The organism is Veillonella parvula (genome assembly GCF_024461875.1).
Taxonomy (GTDB): Bacteria; Bacillota; Negativicutes; order Veillonellales; family Veillonellaceae; genus Veillonella; species Veillonella parvula_I.
The window spans coordinates 285,610-310,896 of sequence record NZ_JANGAL010000001.1 but is presented as its reverse complement, the minus strand read 5'-3'; the positions used below and the strand labels follow the sequence as shown (position 1 = coordinate 310,896).

At 38.1% G+C, this 25,287-nt stretch carries 24 protein-coding genes; 2 read left to right on the top strand and 22 right to left on the bottom strand.

Annotated elements, in window-relative coordinates:
- Positions 1–12: 12 nt before the first annotated feature.
- The 20 genes from murG to NE668_RS01315 all read right to left on the bottom strand — a co-directional run bounded on the left by murG (position 13) and on the right by NE668_RS01315 (position 20,931).
- Positions 13–1,122: an undecaprenyldiphospho-muramoylpentapeptide beta-N-acetylglucosaminyltransferase gene (murG, locus tag NE668_RS01410; protein WP_227037044.1), complete on the bottom strand. Its 1,110-nt coding sequence runs from the start codon at positions 1,120–1,122 to the stop codon at positions 13–15.
- On the bottom strand, positions 1,122–2,492 hold the full coding sequence (gene murD / locus NE668_RS01405; RefSeq protein ID WP_227037045.1) for a UDP-N-acetylmuramoyl-L-alanine--D-glutamate ligase: 1,371 nt from the start codon (positions 2,490–2,492) through the stop codon (positions 1,122–1,124). The genes murG and murD overlap by 1 nt, the downstream gene beginning before the upstream one ends.
- Positions 2,493–2,575: 83 nt before the next feature.
- Positions 2,576–3,562 (bottom strand): phospho-N-acetylmuramoyl-pentapeptide-transferase, encoded by a 987-nt coding sequence (gene mraY, locus NE668_RS01400; protein ID WP_012864508.1) that lies wholly within the window; start codon positions 3,560–3,562, stop codon positions 2,576–2,578.
- A 56-nt stretch (positions 3,563–3,618) separates the two neighbouring features.
- Positions 3,619–4,977, bottom strand: coding sequence for a UDP-N-acetylmuramoyl-tripeptide--D-alanyl-D-alanine ligase (locus NE668_RS01395; RefSeq protein ID WP_012864509.1), 1,359 nt, complete (start codon positions 4,975–4,977; stop codon positions 3,619–3,621).
- A 1-nt stretch (position 4,978) separates the two neighbouring features.
- Positions 4,979–6,463 carry a UDP-N-acetylmuramoyl-L-alanyl-D-glutamate--2,6-diaminopimelate ligase gene (locus tag NE668_RS01390; RefSeq protein WP_227037046.1) on the bottom strand — a complete coding sequence of 495 codons (1,485 nt, stop codon included), beginning with the start codon at positions 6,461–6,463 and terminating at the stop codon, positions 4,979–4,981.
- Positions 6,464–6,518: 55 nt separating this feature from the next.
- A complete protein-coding gene (ftsL, locus tag NE668_RS01385) occupies positions 6,519–6,923 on the bottom strand; it encodes a cell division protein FtsL (protein WP_004697156.1) in 405 nt (134 codons plus the stop codon).
- A gap of 21 nt (positions 6,924–6,944) precedes the next feature.
- Positions 6,945–7,877, bottom strand: coding sequence for a 16S rRNA (cytosine(1402)-N(4))-methyltransferase RsmH (gene rsmH, locus NE668_RS01380; protein ID WP_227037047.1), 933 nt, complete (start codon positions 7,875–7,877; stop codon positions 6,945–6,947).
- 9 nt (positions 7,878–7,886) lie between these two features.
- Entirely contained in the window at positions 7,887–8,318 is a 432-nt protein-coding gene (gene mraZ, locus NE668_RS01375; protein ID WP_227037048.1) for a division/cell wall cluster transcriptional repressor MraZ, read from the bottom strand.
- Between the two features lie 384 nt (positions 8,319–8,702).
- Entirely contained in the window at positions 8,703–9,023 is a 321-nt protein-coding gene (gene trxA / locus NE668_RS01370; RefSeq protein ID WP_004696229.1) for a thioredoxin, read from the bottom strand.
- A gap of 9 nt (positions 9,024–9,032) precedes the next feature.
- Positions 9,033–9,407 (bottom strand): CoA-binding protein, encoded by a 375-nt coding sequence (locus tag NE668_RS01365; protein ID WP_101928366.1) that lies wholly within the window; start codon positions 9,405–9,407, stop codon positions 9,033–9,035.
- Positions 9,408–9,539: 132 nt separating this feature from the next.
- Entirely contained in the window at positions 9,540–10,514 is a 975-nt protein-coding gene (gene gluQRS, locus NE668_RS01360; RefSeq protein ID WP_227037049.1) for a tRNA glutamyl-Q(34) synthetase GluQRS, read from the bottom strand.
- Positions 10,515–10,594: 80 nt separating this feature from the next.
- A complete protein-coding gene (locus tag NE668_RS01355) occupies positions 10,595–13,504 on the bottom strand; it encodes an insulinase family protein (RefSeq protein WP_227037050.1) in 2,910 nt (969 codons plus the stop codon).
- Between the two features lie 140 nt (positions 13,505–13,644).
- Positions 13,645–13,962: a hypothetical protein gene (locus NE668_RS01350; protein WP_004696238.1), complete on the bottom strand. Its 318-nt coding sequence runs from the start codon at positions 13,960–13,962 to the stop codon at positions 13,645–13,647.
- Between the two features lie 7 nt (positions 13,963–13,969).
- Complete coding sequence (locus NE668_RS01345; protein WP_004696945.1) at positions 13,970–15,199, bottom strand: aspartate kinase; 1,230 nt, start codon at positions 15,197–15,199, stop codon at positions 13,970–13,972.
- A 319-nt stretch (positions 15,200–15,518) separates the two neighbouring features.
- Complete coding sequence (locus tag NE668_RS01340) at positions 15,519–15,908, bottom strand: class II SORL domain-containing protein (protein WP_012864516.1); 390 nt, start codon at positions 15,906–15,908, stop codon at positions 15,519–15,521.
- Positions 15,909–16,047: 139 nt separating this feature from the next.
- On the bottom strand, positions 16,048–16,590 hold the full coding sequence (gene cobO / locus NE668_RS01335) for a cob(I)yrinic acid a,c-diamide adenosyltransferase (protein WP_227037051.1): 543 nt from the start codon (positions 16,588–16,590) through the stop codon (positions 16,048–16,050).
- A 198-nt stretch (positions 16,591–16,788) separates the two neighbouring features.
- Positions 16,789–18,165 (bottom strand): cobyrinic acid a,c-diamide synthase CobB, encoded by a 1,377-nt coding sequence (locus NE668_RS01330; protein WP_227037052.1) that lies wholly within the window; start codon positions 18,163–18,165, stop codon positions 16,789–16,791.
- A 29-nt stretch (positions 18,166–18,194) separates the two neighbouring features.
- Positions 18,195–18,902: a precorrin-2 C(20)-methyltransferase gene (cobI, locus tag NE668_RS01325; protein WP_012864519.1), complete on the bottom strand. Its 708-nt coding sequence runs from the start codon at positions 18,900–18,902 to the stop codon at positions 18,195–18,197.
- A gap of 86 nt (positions 18,903–18,988) precedes the next feature.
- On the bottom strand, positions 18,989–19,843 hold the full coding sequence (locus tag NE668_RS01320; RefSeq protein ID WP_120055323.1) for a sirohydrochlorin cobaltochelatase: 855 nt from the start codon (positions 19,841–19,843) through the stop codon (positions 18,989–18,991).
- 206 nt (positions 19,844–20,049) lie between these two features.
- On the bottom strand, positions 20,050–20,931 hold the full coding sequence (locus tag NE668_RS01315; RefSeq protein WP_004696252.1) for a sirohydrochlorin cobaltochelatase: 882 nt from the start codon (positions 20,929–20,931) through the stop codon (positions 20,050–20,052).
- A gap of 474 nt (positions 20,932–21,405) precedes the next feature.
- Here NE668_RS01315 and NE668_RS01310 point away from each other — a divergent pair, with 474 nt between their 5' ends.
- Positions 21,406–22,395 (top strand): sirohydrochlorin cobaltochelatase, encoded by a 990-nt coding sequence (locus NE668_RS01310; protein ID WP_227037053.1) that lies wholly within the window; start codon positions 21,406–21,408, stop codon positions 22,393–22,395.
- A 51-nt stretch (positions 22,396–22,446) separates the two neighbouring features.
- Entirely contained in the window at positions 22,447–23,388 is a 942-nt protein-coding gene (locus NE668_RS01305; protein WP_227037054.1) for an ABC transporter substrate-binding protein, read from the top strand.
- Positions 23,389–23,456: 68 nt separating this feature from the next.
- On the opposite strand, the gene NE668_RS01300 is transcribed toward NE668_RS01305, so the two are convergent.
- A complete protein-coding gene (locus tag NE668_RS01300; RefSeq protein ID WP_008601260.1) occupies positions 23,457–24,239 on the bottom strand; it encodes an ABC transporter ATP-binding protein in 783 nt (260 codons plus the stop codon).
- Complete coding sequence (locus NE668_RS01295; protein ID WP_004697143.1) at positions 24,239–25,234, bottom strand: FecCD family ABC transporter permease; 996 nt, start codon at positions 25,232–25,234, stop codon at positions 24,239–24,241. The genes NE668_RS01300 and NE668_RS01295 overlap by 1 nt, the downstream gene beginning before the upstream one ends.
- Between the last annotated feature and the right edge of the window lie 53 nt (positions 25,235–25,287).

The window sequence follows — 25,287 nt, the reverse complement described above, 5'->3', positions numbered from 1 at the left end:
AACCTCTCCTTGTTACTTTGCAATAGATAAAGCTAATTTTGCAATATCATGAGCCGCATTCGGTTTCCCCAATTGCAATGCTCGGTCTCCCATTTGTGCCAACAAATCACGGTTGGCCATAAACATCTCGATTTCCCCTATTAAATCGTGAGCACTCAACATTTTATCTACAATCATATGCGCCGCCCCTTCTTGTACAAAGATACGTGCATTATAGGTTTGATGATCTTCCGCTGCGTATGGATACGGTATCAATACGGATGGAATACCGCGAACTGCTAATTCTGCAAGACCTATAGCACCAGATCTAAATACTGCTAAATCGGCTGCTGCTAGTGCTTTTGGCATATCATGTAAATACGGCAAAATCAAAGATGAACTACCTAAACCATCCCCATCGGTAATGCCCAATTGGGATAAAACAGATTCATATTCTCCGTTTCCCGTAATATGGATTAATTTAATACCTTTCACACCTTGGAAGTGTTTATGTACATCTATCATAGCATTGTTAATAGTTCTCGCCCCTCGAGAACCTCCAGCTATGAGTACTGTAAAGGTATCATCACTTAAATTGAAATAGTTACGTCCCACTGTTCTCGAATCAACTAGCACATCTGGACGAACAGGATTCCCTGTATAGACTACGCGCTTTGCTTTAGAAAACGATGCTTCCGCATCCTTATAGCCTAGGGCTACCACATCAACAAAACGACTCAGAATTTTATTAGTAATACCTGCTATGACATTCTGTTCTTGAATTATAGTAGGAATATTATGTAATGCTGCAGCCAAGAGAACAGGACCACATACATAACCTCCAGTACCAATAACTACATCAGGTTTAAACTTACAAATTATGGCATTAGCTTTCACAATACCTAAAGCAGTTTTACCTAGCGTGACCATGGTACCTAATGATAATTGACGCTGCAAGCCTTGCACAGGAATTGTACTAAAATCAATTCCTTCTTTAGGAACTAATGTAGCCTCAAGGCCTTGTTTGGTGCCAACGTATAACACCTTTGCATCAGGGTTTTGTTTCATGATTTCTTTATATATAGTTATTGCTGGATATATATGTCCACCAGTACCACCACCTGAAATAATAATACGTTTCATTAATGGTGTCCTCCCTCTTGCAACATATGAACACAACGTTTAAAGTCATCCCCACGTTCTTCAAAGCAGCTGTACCAGTCAAAGCTTGAACAAGCTGGAGATAACAATACAATATCGCCAGTCTCCGCCAATTTATAACCTTGCTCTACTGCTTCTTTCATGGATGAAGCACGATAAATCGGCTCCACACCAGCCTTTTTTGCAGCCGTCTCGAAGCGATCTGCCGCTTCCCCCATGAAAATAACAGCTTTAGTATGCTCTTTAACTAGCTGCATAAAATCTTCTAAAGGCGTCATTTTATCATGACCACCAGCTAATAGAATAACTTGTTGATCAAAGGATTCTAAGGCTTTAATCACAGAATCTACATTAGTGGCTTTCGAATCATTATAGAATGTGATACCACCAATCGTCTTAACGCGCTCTAAACGATGTTCAACTCCATGAAACTCGCTAATAATGCGATGAATTGTCTCTACGGGTACGCCCAACGCATAGGATAAAGCAATAACGGTCAATATATTTTCAATATTATGACTGCCTGGAATATGAATATCTTCATCTGCAATAACAAATTTTGCTACCCCATCTTTAGCAATATAACATTGCCCATCAGCATAATAAGCGCCATTCTCTACAGCTTTTTTTTGACTAATCTTTAGAATATGACTAGGCGCACGATGTTCCATATCAGCTACAACAGAATCATCAATGTTAAGTACTAAAAAATCTGTACTTAATTGATTTTCAAAGATGCGTTCCTTCGCAGCAATATAGTTTTCCATCGTTTTATGACGAGCCAAATGATCGGGCGTAATATTGAGCATAATAGCCCCAATAGGTCTAAAATGCTTGATCGTTTCTAATTGATAACTAGATAATTCGGCTACCAAAAAACCGTCTGCAGGCATAGAGTATGCCACTTCGCTAAGGGAATCACCAATATTTCCTCCCACACGAACTGGATTTCCAGAGCCTTCTAGAACCTTAGTTAATAAGGTTGTTGTCGTAGTCTTACCATTTGTACCAGTAACAGCTACGATAGGTGATTTAGATACTTCATAAGCTAATTCTACTTCGCTGACCACGTCAATACCACGAGCCTGTGCTGCTTTTACAATCGGAATATCTAAAGAAATACCTGGAGAAATAACGATACGATCCACGCCATCTAGCAAGGACTCATCTTGACGTCCTGTAATAATATTTACCCCTGCCGCAACGAGTCGTTTCTCCTCAGCCGTAGGCAGTGTCATGGGCTTATAATCATTTAACACAACATGCGCACCCACTTGGGCTAATACCCAAGATGCACCTATACCGCTGGCTCCAGCGCCAAGAACAAGTATATGTTTATCTCCGTATTCCATCTATATCACCTAAATTATCTACAAAATTAATGTATCCTATCTAATAAGCATACCATTATTTACAACTTCCGTTAAGTATTATCTTATAAAGTGATAGTCGCTAAAAGCACACCAATAATGGCTAAAACAGCTCCACCAAACCAGAAACGATTAACAACTGTTTGTTCTGCCCATCCGGAAAGTTCAAAATGGTGATGAATAGGACTCATCTTAAATACACGAACACCACGTGTTTTGAAAGAAATAACTTGAATAATAACAGATAATGCTTCCATAACAAAAATGCCGCCAATCACCACAAGTAACAATTCTGTTTTAGTTAAAATAGCCATTGCTGCAAAGGCACCGCCTAATGCCAAAGAGCCTGTATCCCCCATGAATACTTTTGCAGGATTCACATTATATACCAAAAAGCCAAGACATACAGCTGCTATAATAGCACCGAAGTACGCAACACTTTCAGCACCGATAGAATTTGTCATCGATACAGCCATCAGGCCAATAACAGAGAATGCTATCGCCGCCACTGCTGATGTACCACCAGCAAGACCATCAAGACCATCTGTTAAATTTACTGCATTTGTAGCTCCTACAATAATCAAGAATGCCAATACATAATACCCCCATCCCAATTGTAATTGTATATCTACAACAGGAATCCATAATGTGGTAGGAACAACCATAATCTCAGTAATGCAATAACAGAATACGGCAGCCAATATAAATTGTCCAAGTAATTTTTGCTTCGCTGTTAAACCAAGATTTCGTTTCTTTACTGCTTTTACAAAATCATCAAAAAAACCTAATAAACAATGACCCAGTGTTAAAAATAATAACATACCTGTGCCCACATTCCATGGTGCAAACAATGCCACGCCAATAACAAGGGCTACCATCATGAAAGCACCGCCCATTGTTGGCGTACCTGCTTTCGCTTGATGACTTTCAGGGCCTTCTTCACGAATACTTTGTTGTGCGTGCAAAGAACGCAACATAGGAATAGCAATTTTACCTAGCACTACCGTAATGATGAAAGTCGCTACGAAGGCTAACAGAATGTGATTTATCATATGAATCCTCTACTTATTAATAAATAGGACGGCTAGATATAACTAGCCGTTACCTATTATTCTCGATCCTTTAATTCTTCAACAACGCGCTCCATTCGTAAACCACGGGAACCTTTCACAAGGATAACATCCCCTTTTTCACGAATATCACTGTATGCGTTTGCCATTTCTAAATGACTCTTACAACGGAATGCAGTTAAACCTGCTTTTTTCGCTTCCTTTGCAATAAAGGCAGCAGCATCACCAAAGGTAAATACAACACTATATCCTTCTTCAGCAAGTAATTGACCAATTTCGCGATGTGCTTCTTCAGAGAAGTCGCCGAGCTCGAGCATATCGCCGAGCATTGCAATTTTACGTTTACCTTCCAATTGACCAAGAGCTTTAATCGCTTCAGCCATGGATGATGGATTTGCATTATAAGCGTCATTTAAGATAACAATATCTTCAAACGGAACGATTTCTTGACGCATTGGAGTTCCAGTAAACTCGCTCAAACCTTTACGAATTGTATTTGATTTTATGCCTAACACACGGCCTGCGACGATAGCCGCCAATGCATCATATACATTATGTTCACCAATCATAGGCAAGAAGATATCAAACACTTCATCATAACACTTACAGGTAAACTTAATACCATCTTTTTTATAGCGCAAATGACTACCAATACAGGTAGCATTACGTTCAATACCATACGTAATAGTTTTACCTTTAGCTAAGCTATCCATTGCTTTTACATATGGATCGTCCTCATTAAGGATAGCCACACTATTTTCAGGCAAGCAACGAATCAACTCACCTTTTGCTTCAGCAATGGCTTCGCGAGAACCTAAAAGTTCGATATGACTAGTACCAACATTGGTAATAATCCCCATCGTTGGTTCTGCAATCAACGCCAGTTCTTCAATTTGGCCGAGGCCACGCATACCCATTTCAACAACACAGGCTTCATGCTCAGCGGTCAAACGTAACAAGGTTTTTGGTAAGCCAATTTCATTATTATAGTTTTTCTCAGTTTTTAATACATTAAATTCTGTACCAAGTACGGCTGCCACCATTTCCTTTGTTGTAGTCTTACCAGATGAACCGGTAATAGCAACTACAGGAATATCAAAACGGCGACGATGATAACGTGCCAAATTTTGATATGCTACCAAAGTATTGTCTACCTCGATACAAGCAATGCCTTCTACAGCACGTCCTTTTTCAACGATAGCTCCTGTGGCACCTTTTTCAATAGCCGTATTGATAAAATCATGACCATCAAAAGTGTCGCCTTTTAATGCTACAAATAAAAATCCCGATTCAATAGTTCTCGTATCAGTAGATATATCTAAAAACTTAATATTGTCGGTATGTGCACTTGTCCCCTGTGTGGCTTCCACTACTTGAGACAATGTAAATTCTGCCATATTAAATCTCCTTGAGTGCTGCTCGCGCCTCTTCACGATCATCGAAATGAATCGTTTTATCCTTTAAGATTTGGTAATCCTCATGCCCCTTACCTGCAATCAGTACAATATCCCCAGGTTTTGCATTTTGTATTGCATGTTGAATCGCTTCCCGACGATCAACGATAACTTCATAATAAGAGCCTTCACGAAGCCCTTCTTTAACGCCTGCTTCCACATCTTTAACAATTTGTACAGGATCTTCTGTACGCGGATTATCAGATGTAACGTACACAACATCACCATATTGTGCCGCAATACGCCCCATAATAGGGCGTTTGGTTGCATCTCGGTCCCCGCCACAGCCAAAGACTACGATAATACGATTCTCTTGAATCGCCTTTGCTGTTTGTAAAATATTTTCTAACCCATCTGGTGTATGTGCATAGTCTACAACAACAGCAAATGGTTGACCTTCTTCAATCAATTCAAAACGACCAGGTACAGCACTAAATGTTTTTAATGCTTTATCGATGTCTTCCATGGAAATACCTTCCAATAGGCAGGTACCAATAGCTGCTAATGTATTATACACATTAAACAAGCCAGTCGTATTCATTGCAACTGTATAATCATGACCATCATAAGATACCGTGTAACGGCTAGACTTTGGCGTCATATCAACGTCATGAGCATTCAATGTGCCGCTACCATCAATACTATAGGTAATGATAGGGGCTGTAGTTTTTTCAACAACCCGATGTCCATAGGCATCATCAATATTGATGACAGCACCCTTACCAGATTTTATCTGGTTTGGTTTGCTAACCTGTTCAAATAGTTTACATTTAGCTGCCAAGTAATTTTCAAATGTTTTGTGAAAGTCTAGATGATCTTGTGTAAGATTTGTAAATACTGCCGTATCATACTCAACACCAGATACGCGTCCTAAAGCCAATGCATGGGAAGATACTTCCATTACACAATATGTAACACCCTCTTCTACCATTTGATGCAAGATATGTTGTAAATCTACTACGTCAGGTGTCGTATTATGAATCGGATATGATGTATCACCAATCATAATATGAACGGTACCAATTACACCAACCTTATGACCTTGAGCTTTCAAAATATGACGAATCATATGACTCGTAGTCGTTTTACCATTAGTACCAGTAACGCCAATCATGCGCATGGAATTGGCTGGATAATCAAAAAAGTATGGCACACAGGACATCATAGCCGCACGTGTATCTTCAACAGTGATAACACAAACGTCACTACTTACCTCAACAGGTTTAGATACTAATACAGCTACTGCCCCAGACTCAACAGCTTTATTAACATAGTTATGACCATCGACAGTAGCACCATCTAAAGCAATAAATAAACTACCTGCTTTTACAGCACGAGAATCAGCGGTTACATCTAAAATTTCAACAGCTGTATTACCTTCTACATGCGGTGCATGTAAGGTTTTTACTATATCTTGTAAGTGTTTCATATACAATCTCCTTTACACGCAAAGGAAAGCAGCCCAATACGAGCTGCTTCGCCTGCTAGTCTATAATTTGCTGTTTCTCTTGTACATTACGTTCAGTAACAGCGCTTTTTGTGCTATAAACAAAAGAATCAGGCAAAACCATTCCTAGTTGTTCTTCTGCGATTTGTTGAATACGTACAGGAGACTTCAAAGAAGCTACTTCAACGTCCAATGCATCGTTATCTTTTGTTAATTGTACTACAGCTTGCTGTGTTTTAACTACCTCATAGCCCAACTTTGTACTGTATGCATTCATAACCATCATGATAAGCAAGCATGCAACTAATGCAGCAATACCATATACAACTTGCCACATCATAGGGCTTAAATCTAAAGCTACGTTTGCACTGCGTCTTCTCCCTTGTGCAATGACCAACATATCACCTTTTACTTGGCCCACAACAGCCTTTCTCGCTAACATAACACTTAACCCCTTCCAATTCTACAACTTTACTGCTACGCGCAATTTAGCGCTTCTAGCCCTCGGATTAACTTCAATCTCCCCTATACTTGGCTCTATAGCCTTATTTTTTGCCTTTACAACCGCCTTGTGATTACAAACACACATAGGCAATTGTGGAGGACATATACATGCGGTACTTAACTCTTTAAAAGTTTGCTTTGTAATTCGATCTTCCAAGGAGTGGAATGTAATAACTCCAATCTTTCCCTTTGGTTTTAACATCGATACAGCATCTACAAAACTATCATGCAAAATTGCTAATTCTCTATTTACTTCAATACGTATGGCCTGAAACGTCCGTTTTGCCGGATGAGGTCCATCTTGTCGTGCCTTTGCAGGTATTGCATTCTTAATAATTCTAACTAACTCACCAGTAGTAGTAATTCTTTTTTCTTGGCGTGCTTCAACAATAAACTCAACAATCCGTTTAGCCCATCGTTCTTCCCCATAGTCGCGGATAATTTGCAGTAATTGTTCACTGTCATATTCATTAACAATTTCCTCTGCCGTAAGAGGTGCATCTTTATCCATTCGCATATCAAGAGGTCCATCATTCATATATGAAAAACCTCGTTCAGGGGTATCTAGTTGATAGCTTGATACGCCAAGATCAAATATAAAACCATCTACTTCATAGATGCCCGCATTTCGGAGAGCTTCTTTTAAGTTAGAAAAGTTTGTAGGTATTGTTAACACCTGACATTTCAAATCAGATAAACGCTGTCGAGCTATACTCAAAGCATCTTCATCTTGATCTAAACCTATAATCATGCCTTCTGGGTCTAGCATCTCGCCCACTGCGTGAGCATGTCCTGCCCCACCAAGGGTACAGTCCACATAAATGCCTTTTGGATTAGTTACGACGGAGTCCACCGTTTCACGTAAGAGTACGCTAGTATGATTAAATTCCACCATAGCCTCCTATAACATAATCCCTTCAAGCCCTTCAACTAATTCTTCCATGCTTTCAGCCACTTGATCATCATAGTAATCGTATTTTTCGCGGCTCCAGATTTCGACATGATCCCCAGCCCCTACAATAACAGCCTGTTTATCAAGGCTAGCATATTCACGTAGTGGTACAGGAATGAGGACACGACCTTGTTTATCATATTCAAGCTCAGCGGCACTACCAAAAACAAAACGTTTTAAGGCACGCACGCTAGCTTTAGTGGAAGATTGTGATTGTAAAGCAGTAGAAATTTTTTTCCACGCCTCTTCGGTGTAAATAGCCAAGCAGTTATCTAAGCCTTTTGTAACGATGCACAAATCGCCTAGTTGTTCACGTATTTTCGCAGGTATAATCATCCGCCCTTTTGTATCAATGGTGTGATTATATTCGCCCATGAACATACGTATCACCGCCTTTCACTATTTCTTATCCACCACTATATGGTAAATTCTACCACAATTCCCCACCTTTCACAACAAAAAATCCATTTTTATCCCACTTTTTTATATTTTTCTTGTTTAATCTCTATTTTTCTCCGCTTTTCTACAATACATATGTTCGATTAAATATTTAAAACTAATCAATTTAAACCACTCTCCACCACAATGGTGAAATACCACTCCTTAGATGGACATAACCCCCACTTTTAGATGTATTATGTTTAGCAACTCATAAAAGTTAAAGATATTTAGGACTATATTCAAAAAAGCAAAAAAAAACCTCATCAATGTACAACACATACATTGATGAGGTTTTCCTCTATTTATATAGTTTTGATTATAGTATTAGAATTTAGATTCGATAGCCGCTTGAAGATCACCTTTAGGTAAGAAACCAATTTTACGGTCTACTACTTCACCATCTTTTAAGATAACAAATGTAGGCAATACTTCAACTTGTAAATTACGTGCTAATTCTGGTTCTTCATCAGCGTTTACTTTTACAAAGTTAGCTTTACCTTCAAGCTCACCTGCAATTTCTTCAATGATTGGCATCATACGTACGCAATAACCGCACCATGGAGCCCAGAAGTCAACAACAGTAACACCACCTTGGTTTACCAAATCTTGATATTCAGCAGTTTTTAAGTCTTTTAATTCGCTCATTGTACCCTCCTACGGTAATTGAACTAATACACAATCTTGAATGACATGCAGGTCTAAAGCATGTGCTTTTTCAACAACAGATGGTTTATCCGCCCCCGGTTGCAACCACACAATAGAAATGCCAAGTTCTTTGCATTCATCAAGTGCAGCTAATCCCGCTGCTTCTGGCACAACAAAATCTACCACAGCAGGCACAACGGGAAGTGCAGAAAGGCTAGAGTAACAGGTGTCTCCATCTATTTCTGCAATATTAGGATTAACTGGATATACTTCATATCCGTGATCTTTAAGACATTTATAAATCTTATAACCGAACTTTTCGGTTTTATGGGTAGCTCCAATAACGGCCCATACTTTTTGATCTAAAGCTTGTTGAATTGTCATTTCGACCACCTCTTATATACTATTATAAATAAATATCGAACATTGTCAATATATTATATCGAATTATATAGTTAAAGAATCATTCTCTTTTAGCAATCATCCTATAACATAAAGCAATACTATTCTATTACTCTATTCTTTAATTTGTATCTCAATCATTTTCTGACTAAGACTAGGTAAATTTAAATCAATCTCAATTAATTCAGATAAACTAATTTCTCTACGACTAAATGTATGAGCATCAACTAAGCCGCCAGCAATAGCTAGTTCACCTAAAATTCTATTAGGAGACCATTGACTTTCACGTAATTCACGAATAGTAATACTTTTTTGTCGTTTAGATAATCTATGCCCTTCAGAATCAATTAATAATGGAGCATGTCCATAAGAAGGTATTTGTATATTTTTAGATGTAAAACTAGATTGTAATGTTTTATATAAATATATTTGCTGCCCCGTAGTCTCTAGTAAATCGTCTCCACGAATGACCTCAGTTATCCCCATAGCAATATCATCCAGTACAACAGCTAAATTATAGGCATACATACCGTCACCACGACGCAATACATAATCATCTAATGCACCTTCCAAATGAATATGTTGAAAGCCTTGCCAGCGATCTACAAAATCTATATCACAGGAATTAACGGCTAAACGCAAAGATGGTTCTTTAGACGTCATAAACTCTTTTATCAATTTATCCTCTAGATGACGACAGTGTCCATCATATCGATGAATTATTTCCCCAACGTGGGGCGCCGAAGCAATAGACTGAAGCCTTGTACGATTACAAAAGCAAGGATAAATTAGTTTTTCTAATGCAAGATGTTCTAATACGTCTCCATAATATGTTTGTCGTTCACTTTGCCAATACGTTGATTCTGGCCCTCCCACACGAGGCCCTTCATCCCATTCAAAGCCTAACCACTCTAAATCATCTAATAGAGCTTCCCCTAACTCACGTTTAGAGCGTTGGGTGTCTATATCCTCCATTCGCACAACATACTGCCCTTTTTGTTGCTTCGTAGAAACATAAGATAAGAGGGCTATCCACACATTGCCAAGATGGATATATCCTGTGGGGCTTGGAGCAAATCGACCTTTCATGATGCCCTCCTACAGTACAAAACAAGTGGCATATCCCGTAAATTTACACAGAATATGCCACTATAAATAATATAAAACGATTATCCTAGAGAAATAATGTTATCGAATACCTTACCAGCGTCTTTAATTTTTTGTTCGTTCCCCATTGTACAAATATGATTGCCCTTCAATACAGGTTCAACCACATCTGCTAAAGCAACGATATCCTCTGGCTTACAAGCGATAACTTGTTTACGGAAATTCACTTTATCCTCTAGTTTAGCCCCGCTAAAATACATACCCATCGCACGTGGACCACGCAATGCAGGAGTCATTGGTAAATCTAAAGAACTCATAGTACCGATAATATATTTACGCATCTCACGATCAGTCAATGTGAACTCACGAAGGTATTGAGGTAACTCTTTATATACATTTAATGTTTCTACCAAGTTTGGATCGCGATAGCTACAGAAAATCATATTACCATCGTCATAGAAGTTTGCAAAGGCACCATAAGCACCACCTTGTACACGAATGCGAATCCAAAGATATTCATAACGTAAAATCGTTTCCAATACACTCATTGGTCCCACGTGTTTATACCCATGGTCTATAAAGTTACCACCTTGAGCTACATATTGAACCTTACCAGCTGTAACGATACCATCATTACCAGACAAACGTGTAATCTTTAATGTATCATTACTTAACTCAGTAGTATCCCAAGTTTCAATCAATAGTTTCATGAGATTTTCAAAGGCTTCTAATTCGCCTTCTTCACCAACAAACATGATATCTACATTGTTAGCACGGAAAATCTTACGAGCTACATCAGCTAATTTTTCTGGCAATAATGGTAATGCCGCAGGATTAGACGCCAATTCGCTAATCTTTTGATAATAACCAAAGTTACCATTATCTCTAAATTTACCAACTGCAGATACTTGTGCCATAACACGTTGACTTACAATGGAATTACCACGACGAAATGCTTCATTATCCCAAATAGCTTTGCTTTCTTGAACAAGTTCAGTCAAGCGTCTATCGTTACTATAATCTGCTTTTTGTACTACTTCGTTAATCAAGCGACATAAGTCAGGTAATTTAGAATGCAAGGCTTTAGCGCGAACAATCATGAGAGGAGTATATTCATCACGCTTACCATCTTTACTAATAGCCGTAATATCTGAGCTTAAACCACCAAGGTTCATATTGATATCTTTAGCCAAAGCTTCGTAGCCACGTTCAGATGTGTCAATACGGCCGAGAATATCACTTAAAATGTCGGCATAGAATAACTCATCTTCTGTAAGACAGCTTAAGTCAAAGTAGAGCCCTACATAATTGATACCTTTTGTGAAAGTAGGTACAAAATGTACTGTAGTATTGCCAATTTTGCTTTCACGACGTTCTACTGCTTCAATATTAGGATTTAAATCAGATAATTCAAGCAATGGAATCGACGCTAACGCTTCATCACTATCTGGAGCTTCTTGACGAAGTTTAAGTCGTTTTGTTTGCTCTACAATTGCTTCGATTTCTTCTGGAGACATCTTAGCTTTTACAGCAGTTAAATGCTCTTTAACCTCTGCATCCTTGCGCTCTTGAAGACCACGTTCAGGATAAATAGAAACAAGCACTTTATGATTGTTATTTAAGATAGATTGACGAATTAAATCTTCAAAGTACGTACCGGATAAGCCCTTGCGAATATTCACTAATGCTTCTTCGTAGTGTAATAACTCAAGTGGGTCATTGTCATATAGCCAATTATCCATCATACGGATAACATAAGCTAAACCGATTGGGCGACCACCAAAGTCGCTTTCACGAAGAGCAAACTCAATACTATTCAAAGAAGCTTCTAATAATTCTTTATCTAAACCGTTATCACAAAGTTCTTGCAATGTAGATTCCACAATACGCTGCAAGTCAGCTTGTTTATCGAGATTAGAACCAGTTGCTTGCACGGTCCACAAAGGTTGACGAATGCTATCAAGATAATAACCACTCACATCAGAACCGATACCTGCTTTCACCAAAGCCTGTTTAAGAGGAGCCGCAGGAGATGTCAACAATGCATGTGTTAATACCTCAAAAGCCAAGCTATGCTCAGGTGTTACATCAGGTAAAACATAGGCAAAAGAATGTAAAGTACGGTTATCTGTAGGTTCTTCAGAACCTACGCTGTATGGATAGCTCACCACCTTACCTTCCGTAAATGGAGCTTGTAAGCCAACCTCTGTATTAACCTCAATAGCATCGAAATGACTTAAGTACTCATCATTCAAGAATGCCAATTGCTCTTCAATATTCATATCACCATAAAGAAAAATATAACTATTGGACGGATGATAATGAACGCGATAGAACTCTTGGAACTCTTCATAAGTTAAGTCCGTAATATGGTCAGGATCTCCACCAGAATCAACACCATAAGTGGTATCTGGGAAAAGTTCACGCATCATTTGGCGTTCTAGAACGGAATCCGGAGAGGAATAAACCCCCTTCATCTCATTGAATACAACACCTTTATAGGTAAGTTCATCTTCCGCATTATCTAGTTCATAATGCCAACCTTCTTGCATCACGATTTCTGCATCATCGCGAACGCGTGGATACAATACAGCATCAAGATATACGTCCATCAAATTGTGGAAGTCTTTATCGTTTTTGCTGGCTACTGGATACATCGTTTTATCAGGATATGTCATAGCGTTTAAGAACGTGTTTAAAGACCCCTTAACAAGCTCAACAAATGGCTCTTTTAAAGGAAATTTACGAGAACCACATAAAACGGAATGTTCCATAATATGTGCTACACCAGTACTATTATGTGGCGTTGTTCTAAAAGCGATATTGAATACTTTATTAGAATCTGGTGAATCAATATAAATTAAACGTGCACCAGACTTTTCGTGTTTCATTTCATAAGCGGTACCATTGATCTCATCAATGCGCTCAATGCGGTCAAGGCGAAAGCCAGAATAAACCTTATTTATTTCCATGCTGTCCCTTCTTTCTATACTAATATAATGATTTCTCTCTGAATAATTTATTATATCATATCGATGACTCTATATATAGATGTTAAGAATAATTATCGAATTACAAAACCCCATAGGCAAGTATACCCATGGGGTTCATATTATTTATTATGTTGCATCTGCCACTTTTGATTGCGACGTAAGGTTAATAAGCCTTCTAACACGGCTTCAAATTGTATAAAGCTCAATGTATATGGTTGATACATATCTGGTACAACCTTGTAAGTAATAGTAACCTCAGACTTATCGTAATCATAGAAGATACCATGTAAATTACTCATTGTTGTATAACCAGTTTGAGCTTGTTCCAATGTTGGAATAGGCTGATTTTTTAGATTTCCTAGTAGATCGCTAATGAAACCTTCCTTACGACCTTGGTCATTGAGCATTTCATCCATAAAACTACGTAGACTATCCATGAAGTAATTAACCTCGTTGATCTAACAATAAGCCATTATGAATTACACGAACGGCATCTTTTACGCGATCTTCAGCAACAAGACAAGAAATACTAATTTCAGAAGTAGAAATGATTTCAATATTGATACCTTCTTGGCTCAAGATATCAAACATTTGTGCAGCTACACCAGGTTGTCCTAACATACCTGCACCAATAATGGAAACTTTCGCCATTTTTTCATCGATATTAACAGCTTCAATATCTACTGCTTTTTGTAATTCTTCTAATACTTCTCGAGCTAGTACCACATCATCCATAGCTACTGTAAAGATAAGATCAGTTTTTGGTTCTCCCACAGAACGGATAGATTGAACAATCATATCTACGTCAACGTTTCTAGCAGCTAATGCTTTAAATACAGTCGCTGCAACGCCTGGTTTATTTTCAACGCCTACAAGGGCTACTTTTGCTGTATTTGTATCATCAGCTACGCCAGTAATTACGTGTTTATTTGCTTCCACAGTATAATCCTCCCGAATAATAGTACCTGGTTTATCACTAAATGTAGAACGTACATGAATAGGTACACCATAACGGAAACCCATTTCTACGGCACGCGGTTGCATTACACCTGCACCAAGGCGTGCCATTTCAAGCATTTCACCATACGTTACTTCTTCTAATTTGAAAGCTTCCTTCGCCACGCGAGGATCTGTAGAATATACGCCGTCTACATCCGTAAAAATCTCACATACATCCGCTTTCATAGCACCTGCCAATGCAACAGCTGTTGTATCAGAGCCACCACGGCCTAATGTCACCATATCACCATATTCAGTTATACCTTGGAAACCAGCAACTACTACTATTTTACCTTCATCCAAAGCTTCAAACACACGATTAGGATCAACGCCCAAAATGCGACCTTTATTAAACGTATCACTACTTGTAATACCTGCTTGATCACCTGTTAAGGATACAGATTCCTGACCACGTTCGTTAAAAGCCATTGCCATCAATGCAATTGTTACTTGTTCACCTGTAGATAACAAACGATCCATTTCACGACCATACGGCTTGGATGTAACTTGTTTAGCTAAGGCCACCAAGTCATCAGTTGTATCACCCATAGCGGATACAACAAGAACGATTTTATCGTCAGCTTGCTTCTCACGAAGAACGCGATCAACAATATTAAATATTTTTTCTGGTGTAGCTACGGAACTACCACCAAATTTTTTAACGATTAAGGCCACAATAATCCCTCATTTAACTATGTTTACTAAATATCAATATGCATATACTTTACCACAAACAAATAGCACTGTAAAGGGATGTACAGCAATTAATCCACTGGAGTGATACAAAACTCCTTTTTATGCGGACACTAAAAATCAAATAATATGTTTATAATATTATGAATATGCATTAAATAATCCTAACATGTATTAGCCATAATGCCATTAAATATCTACTATTGGAAGTTTAACTTTACCTCATTATTAAGCTATGTAAACACATAGATATACAAAAAGACCAGCCCTCGGGCTGGTCTTTATTAGTTGTTTTAGTTAATTAAGCAACTACGATATCTTTTTCGGATTCCCACAAGCCATGAATATTGCAGTAGGAAACAGCGATCAATTTACCGGATTTTTTCAAAGCTACTGCTAAAGTCCCTTCAGAAACTGCTACTACAGGACCTTCATTTGCAGTTGCACCGTCACCATGAACGTTGAACTCGATAGCGCCAACTTCGAATGGTAATTGAGTGCCTTCAGCTACGAAGTACAATTTAATCCAATCAATGTGATGTTCTACAGTGTTTGGATGTGCAATGTCTTTACCTACGGATAAAGTAACGTGGAATGTTTCACCTGCTTTTACAGTATCAACTGTTTCGATAACAGGAACGTGTTTTTCAGTAGCGAAATCGCCAGATTTAATGTAATCATGTACAGCCATAGTTAACCTCCTGGTTAGTCTTATATACATACTTAATGTCAAGAATATTGAGCACCTCTGTGCTTATGACTATATTATACATTTTCGATATAGTTTTAGCAAGTTCTTTTTCGATATTTTTCGATTTTTTTGAATTTAGTTAGAATTCAATTCCTTTAGCAGCCTTAATGCCCTTTTCATAAGCATGCTTTACTACATTCATCTCCGTTACAGTATCTGCCATATCAATGATTTCAGGTTTAGCATAGCGACCCGTCATAACAACATGAAGTCTTTCTGGCTTATTTTTAAGCATTTCCACTACAGAATGCACATCGATAAGCTCATAATTAATGGCATTATTTATTTCATCCATAACAATTAGATCCCATTTATCGGAGTTTACTTCCTCCACCAATGTCCGCCAAGCGGCTTGAGCTGCTTCTTTATGTCGAGCAAGTTCAGCTTCTCCTACTTCATCACGTTTATAGTAAATAAAACCCTTTCCCATAGAGCGAATTTCAACTTGATCACCTAGTTTAGCAAGACCTGCCAATTCACCATAACCATTACCGCTCTTAATAAATTGTAATATAAGAACCTTGAAACCTTGTCCGACAGCACGTAAAACAACGCCTAATGCCGCTGTTGTTTTACCTTTACCATTCCCTGTATTAACTAGAATTAATCCACGTTCTTCCATAATAGCTCCTTTAATACGAACTGTCCCGCAATAACTTTAAGAACTAACTATTCCTGATTAATTACATTCTCCTCATATTTACTAATAGGATCGCAACAATACATATGAATATAATTGCAATAGCACATTACAATACTTATGTATGTAATTGTGATAATACATAGTAATATAAACCTATTAAATACATTTATAGATCTATTACTTTTGGGCTTTATAAGCAGCACATGTATCAACAAAATGTTGTGCCCCTTCATCAGAGCCAGCAAAGTTCAAATGTAAGTAAGAAGCTAATACATTTTTTGTTGCATAGCCGCCGTCATACGATTGAGGTTTACGGCCTCCTTCTAAATGAAAAGCCCATGGAAAGTCATCTATAGTTGGCTCCATTGTAGAGAAATGGAACTCATGACCACGAATAGCTGTATTCATAGCGCCTAATAAAGTATCTCTCTTTGCAGTTGCTGTAACATAGCCCACCTTTTGAAGCTTTTGTTGCATCACACAATTGGCAGGTACAATACCTACAGTTTTATATACAGAACCTCCAAAGTCATTAATACTTTCACAAAGATACATGAGGCCACCACATTCGGCATAAATAGGCATACCTTGTGCATTAGCTTGGCGGATAGATTCCTTCATAGACTCATTGCTAGATAACTGAAATAAAAACATTTCTGGGAAGCCACCACCGAATACAAGTCCGTCTACATCAGGAATTACCGAGTCATTAAGCGGACTAAAGTAAACAAGCTCAGCCCCTTTTTCCTCTAACGCAGCAAGACTAGCTGGATAGTAAAAAGAGAACGCCTCATCATAAGCTACACCGATTTTCACACGTTTTTCAATGGTTTTAACATCTATAGCATCTGGTAGTTCGATAGTTGGTGCATTAGTAGCAATTTCCAATAGTGCATCGAGATTTACCATCTTCTCAACAGCTTCTCGAATCGTATTAATCGCCTCTGTTGGATCAATTTCAGTAACCGGTGTAAGTCCTAAATGACGTTCTGGAGAATGCATACGATCATCACGATAAATGGCACCAATAACAGGTACCCCGATTTTATCCATCCCTTCACGAACCATACGCTCATGATTGGCTGAGCCTAAGCGGTTCAAGATGACACCACCAAAGTTTACCTCTGGGTCATAGTCACGGAACCCTTTAGCAATAGCGGCTGCACTTTCACCCATAGCTTTACAATCAATAACAAGCACCACTGGTGCATTTAACTGTTTAGCAATTTGAGCCGTAGAACTAACGCCCTCTCGACCACCATCGTAAAGGCCCATAACACCTTCAATAATGGCAAGGTCTACATCATGTGCCATTGTAGCAAAGAAAGGAGTCAACTTGTGAGGTGGCACGAGCCACGTATCTAAATTATAGCTGTCACGGCCGGATGCAATTTTATGAAAGCCCGGATCAATATAATCCGGGCCCACTTTAAAAGATTGCACCGTACGTCCACCATTTGCATAAGCGGCCAATAAACCCGCTACGATAGTTGTTTTACCAACACCAGAGTTGGTGCCTGCAATGACAACACGTGGAATCTGTACTGTGTTCATAGATATTACCTCGTAATACGATGTGTTTGTTAACGATCCTTGCGTTTTGCAAGAATTGTAGATAAGTAGTTGAGTTTAGTATCTTTTGGCATATTATCTAAACCTACGAATACTTGCTCATCAGGCAAACCTACACGGCTAATCATAACCGCATCATCTGCCATATTATGTTTAATCAAGGTTTCTTGTACTTCATCAAAGTTTTTATATACCTTCATAATAACTGCATCATCTGCAACAGCCAATACAGCATCGATTTTTTCTTTAGGCGCTGTAGCTGGAACGATGGCCAATACCTCTTCCTTCTCTACGATTGGATAGCCAAGGTGAGATCCGATAGCACAGAATGCAGTAACGCCAGGAATTGTTTCAATTTCATGCCCTGTGTTTTCAATCAAACGGTATACATACATATATGTGCTGTAGAACATAGGATCACCTAATGTTAAGAATACAACACTTTTACCTTCATCCAAATAAGACAAGATAACGCGTTTAGCCTCTTGCCAGCCTTCCTCTTGCGTAGAATCATCCAACACCATTGGGAATACTACAGGAACGATTTCTGTATGTTCTTGGATATATGGGGATGCGATATCAAGGGCTACGGAACCATCTTTCTTTTCTGTTTTAGGTGTGATAATAATATCTGCTTCTCCTACGATGCGAGCAGCTTTCACAGTCATTAATTCAGAATCGCCAGGGCCTACGCCAATACCATATAATTTACCTTTCATGGGTATCTCCTATTCTTATAGTCACACTCTATTTATAATTGCAATATCTTTTATTATAACCAATTTATACAATATATACAAAGATACTATTTAATATTTGGTATTGCAGGACGATGTGGGCTACGTTTGCCATACAAATCGTCGATACAATCTTGCACATGTTGACGGAAAATATCATGAATCGCTTCATATTCACCTAGAGCACTATGAATTGGTTTAACCTCATATCCTGCTCCAGCGAGTTCATTCACTATGCTATCCTCTTCGTCACCAAATAAATCATTTTGTGCATGATCCCCGAGTACCAATAATAAAGGATGTACATAAATTGTTTTTGGGCGTTTACCATCAAGCCATTCCCAAGGCATTGCTACATCTGACACATATGGTGCGTTTTCAAGTACAGCAATACGCACATTCGTAAGTCCATTACGGATTAGCTTAAACTGTAAATTACCATATGAAGAATTGCCAGAACCAAGACCTCCATGACCAACCAATAACAAACCATCATCTTTGGAAATATTAAGAGATTTAATGAAACGGTCAATCAAAATTTGGTAATCATCTGGATGCTCTTCTTGTCCCATGTAGTATACGAGAGGTCTACCTACACGCAACACTTCGAGTTGTCCTTCACCTTCATGAGCAAGGATATTATTTTTTAATTTATCGAACTCTTCACCACCGGTGAAATGAAGTGGCTGCACATATACATGTGTATAACCTTCTTGAATCAGTTTCTCTAACGCCCCTTGTTCAGTAGGAATCTCAATACCACGCTCACGTAAGCGCTTAACGATGATACGAGAGGAAAAAGCTAATTCTACAGTATAATCCGGATACGATTTACGAATATGTTCTACTACAGAATCGATATTATGTACACGAGCACTGTCCACAGTGGACCCAAAGGCAACAACTAAGATAGCTTGTTTCATGAATGTCTCCTTATATTAACTAATAATGTATCTTAATCATACCATAGACCATTCTCTAGGGGCATACCATGGTACGTATAAAATGGAAATTATTCTTATCTTTCATAGTAAAAATAAAAATCCTCCTCATTGGATATCCAACAAGGAGGATTTTTATTAATGTGAAGGAGTGCAGTAATGTATGTCTAATTATGTAATAGCAAATATCAAGAAATCAAACCTTGCGCTTCCAAGCGAGAATTTGTCATCACAGGTTTTACGGATTCTCTAGGCATGGGCCGCTTCCGATCAGACATGCGGATAGCTTGACCTAAATGTTTCAAAAATAAATCTTGTACATGTGGATTTTCCCCAAGCCCTTCATTCCAGATATCAACATTATAGCCTTCCTCAGCGAGTAAAGCATAAATGGAATCGGAGCGTTCACCGCCAAGATAGTCCATTAAATGTGTAGAACCTATGAGAGCCAATGGTACAACTAATAAATCTTTATGCCCCATACGATCCAAGAAAGTAAGAGCTTGTTTAAAAGTAGGGAAACCATTTGTAGTAAATACTACTACGTTTGGTGCTGCACCATACATTGCCTTTAATTGCAATGTACTGAACTCTAATTGATTTTGGCCATTCGCCATGAGCACAACAGATTTATTAAGTGCTTTTGTATTAACGTGACGAACAATGCTTTCTAATGTTGCTTCATAATCATCGGCATAATTTTTTACACCTAAAGAGGTAAGCAATGGTTTACCGATATTTACCTGGCTAAAACCATATTCATTGCTATGTAAAAACTTTAATGCTTGTTTGCGCATTTGTTGGTAGCACTGATCTGCCACCAATGTAATAGGTTGAATGTACACCTCATCAATTCCCATGCGAGCGAAATCTTGCATAGCCTCTGTGAAAGAAGAAATCTTATCTTCGTATTTCTCATTCCACTTCTCTACTAATGCATCAGATAAGAATACGCGGCGCACCTCCATATCGCTATACATGGAACGTACTTTTTTCTCTATACTGCCAATGGATTTCTCCACAGCATCTTGGTAAATTGATCCAAAGGATGCAATAATTATGCCTTTCATATGTGACCTCCATATTACTCATACATGAAACAACTTTCACAATTGAAAATTGTTATCAACTACTATGTAATAATAGTACAAGATTAATCTATAGAAGTCAATGAGAAAAAATATCAAAATTAACATTTATAACGATCAATTTAGTTGTAGTAACGTTATGGGCCCCATCAAAATAGTCCTAAATAAAAAGGAAAAATAAAATTACTCACATATTCACATATTCATACCCTTATAACCAACAAGAATATAATTATAAAATGTACTATCATACTATATTCATCACATTAATTTATTAATACTTTCTTATTTTCTCTATACTTCTAGGGGTATAGGGTTTATTGACACTCCTTAGCCCCTCTGCTACGATTGATTTAAGGTTATATATATGCGATAAATCCATAGTTCTCATTATATTAGAACTATGTGAATGATTGCATATTAGTGTAGTTATAGTTATAAATTAGGAGTATAGAAATGAAAAAACAATTAGCTTTAGCATCCGCTATTCTAGGTCTTGCAGTATCCTTTGGTGCACCTGTTGTATCTAATGCTGCATACCAATTAAATCCTGAAGTAAAAGACCCTACTCCAGCATTAAAAGAAGCTTCTGCAATCGGTGTTCGTACACACAATACTGAAGCTTTACAAAACTTGCCAAACAAAGATGCTATGGTTGTTATGAGCTTTGGTACAACTTATAAAGATACTCGTGCGAAAACAATCGATGCAACTGTAGATGCTATTAAAGCAGCTCATCCAAACACAAAAGTAATTACAGCTTTCACAAGCCATATTATTCGTGATCGTATCCAACAAAAAGAAGGTATTACTTACCCAACTCCTGAAGAAGCATTGGCTGAACTAAAAAAAGACGGTTACACTCGCGTTGCATTAGCATCCCTTGATGTAATTCCTGGTATGGAATACAACTACGATGCAGCAGTATATAATTTGTACAAAGATAATTTCAAAAAAATGACACTTGGTACATCTCTTATGTACTGGATGGGTCAAGAAAACCAAACTGACCAAGTTATTGAAACATTAAAAGCTGTTCAATCTCAATTCCCTAAATTAGGCAAAGAAGACGGTCTTCTTATCATGGCTCATGGTACTCCAGATCCTTCCAATGCTTACTATTCTGTAATTCAAGACCGCATCCATACTCTTGGTATGAAAAATGTATTCGTCTACACAGTAGAAGGTACTCCAAATCTTGAACAAGTTATCCCTCAATTAAAATTACATGGTATTAAGCACGTTACATTGATGCCATTCATGATGGTTGCAGGCGACCATGCTAACAATGACATGGCTGGTAATGAACCAGATTCCCATAAATCCATCCTTGAAAAAGAAGGCTTCAAAGTTGACACTTACATCCATGGCTTAGGTGAAAATCCTAACATCCGTAACTTATTCGTTGAACGTGCTAACGAATCTTGGGACGCATTACAAAAATAATCAATCCATAATTTAACTAGTATCGTTATATAACGTACATAGGAGTACATCATGAAAAAACTACTACTTTGTAGTCTCGCTTTGGTCATGGTTGTACTAGCAATAGCTGGGTGTGGTAAATCCACATCCAGCTCTTCTGCTACTACGAAGGAGTTGACCTTTAATGGTCAAACCTATACTGTACCAAAGGATCCACAAAAAATTGCTGTATTATCTAATTCTGTTTTATCTATGCTTTATGCTGTCGATGGTAAAGCCATTAGCCGTGCCAATACAACGGATAAATTAGCCCCAGAATTAGAAGCTCTACCCGCTCTTGGTCAAACTGCAAATATCAACATGGAACAACTATTAGGCTTGAAGCCAGATGTGGTATTGGGTTTAGTAAATCAACATAAAAAATATGAATCCCAATTACAAGCTAATAATATTCCAACCGTACTTTTTGATTACGATGGTATTAAAGATAATGTACCAATGTTAACATTCCTTGGCGAGTTAACCAATCATCAAGATAAGGCTAAATCTGTTATTAATACCTATGAAAGCAATATTACCAAGGTAAAAGATGCTGTTAAGAATCAACAGCCTGCACGTGTTGCCGTATTACGTGCCACAGGAAAAGGTGTAACTGCCGAAACTGATGAAGCAGTTACTGCATCTATGGTAAAAGAACTAGGCATGACAAATGTTGTTGCCTCCCACTTAGAAGGCACAACTAAGGATAAAACTGTCCCTTACTCTCTTGAAACATTGACTGCAGATAACCCTGATATTATCTTTGTTGTTACAATGGGTAAAGAAGAAGAAATTACAAAAGCTATGAAACAAGCTATGACAGATAATCCTGCATGGGCTAATTTAAAAGCCGTACAAAATAACCGCGTAATATACTTACCATCTAAACTATTCCTATTAAACCCAGGACTACAAACACCTGAAGCTATGGCACGTTTAGTTAAAGAAGCATACGGTATTAATGTTACATTCTAACATATTGTATCATGCGAAAGAGGGCATCCCCCAAATAGGGAATGCCCTCTTTTTCTATTAGTATCAAGCTACTCAACTAATCCTTTTACGCGCACATATTTTTTATTATCAAATGTATCAAGTTGTACATCTACAGAGAATACATCTCTAAACAACTCATCCGATATAATTTTACTTGTCTCTCCTGATACTACTAAATGGCCTTCTTTTATAACAGCCATATAATGTGAATATTGAACCGCCTGTGTTAGTTCGTGAAGTACCATGAGAACGGTTAAATCTTGTTCCTTATTTAATCGTTTCAATAACTCCATAATTTCTAATTGGTGATTAATATCTAAATATGTTGTTGGTTCGTCTAAGACTAATAATTTTGGTTGCTGTGCTAGCGCCATAGCAATCCAAACGCGTTGCCGTTCACCACCAGATAGGAATGGGATTAATTGTTCTCGCAAATGATTCGTTTTCGTGATATGTAACGCATAGTCAACAATCTCACGATCTTCTTTAGCCGTGTTTTTCCACCATGTTTGGTATGGATACCGTCCACAATATACCAATTCTTCTACAGTCATATCCTTTGGCATATTCGGTACTTGTGGCAAAAATGCCATTTGCCGTGCCAGATTGTTTTGAGAATATGATTGTAACGGTTTATCAAATATGGTAATACATTCATGAGGGCTATGAATATATCCGATCATAGATCGTAAAAGCGTACTTTTACCACAGCCATTAGGCCCTATTAATGTCGTAATTTTACCGATAGGAACCGATACATTAATGTCATGTAGAATATGACGATTGCCAAGAGTTACGGATAACTGTTTTACATCAATAGCGGTATTCATTAGTTATCCCTCCTCAATAGATACAAGAAGAACGGCGCTCCAAAGAATGCCATAATAATGCCCACTGGTACCTCTATAGGGCTCCACATAACACGTCCTATTGTATCACTAACAACAAGAACTAGAGCGCCTAATAATGCGGATCCAGGCAGTAAATATGCATAGTCATTACCGATTATAAGACGTAACATATGGGGAATAACCAAACCTACAAATCCGATAAGCCCAGCTATACTTACAGCACCAGCCGCTAAAAGAGCAGCCACTGCAGTCATAATAAACCGTGTTTGTTCTACCTTAAGGCCTAATCCCTTTGCAGTTTCATCACCCAAACTTAAAATGGTAAGTCGTTTAGCTCCTAAACAGGCAAAAATAAGGCCAACTATAGCATATGGAAACAGCACTTCTACCTGAGGCCAACTGCGTGCAGCGAGTCCTCCTACCATCCAAAGCAATGCCCCTTGTACACGATCACCGAAGAATACAAGTAGTGCTGAAATACCTGAGCCTAAAAAGGCTGCGACCGCAACACCAGCTAAGATAATACGACTAGGTCGCACTCCATTTTTCCATGCTAGTGCATACACCATGAGTGCTGCAGCCATAGCACCTAAAAAGGCTACCAACGGAACTATATGATCATACCCAGGGAATAAAATAAATATGATAACACCAGCCAGCCCTGCACCAGAGGATACCCCTACAATCTGTGGATCTGCTAGAGGATTTTTCATAACTGCTTGCAAAATTGCACCAGATACAGCTAGACAAGCCCCCACTAACGCAGCTACAATATTGCGAGGCAATCGAATATTCCAAATAATTTGTGAAGATGTATCAGTTAGCTCACTAGACCATAATGTATGCCAAATCTCAGCTAATGATACGGGTGTTGATCCCCAAATAAGAGATATAATCATGCTCATAATAACGGCGATGATTAAGATACAAATCACTGATACACGAAATAATTTTCGTTCATTACTAGATGCCATATGAACCCCCTCTCAAAACCTACCTAATGTAATATAAGTCTCTTATAAAATGA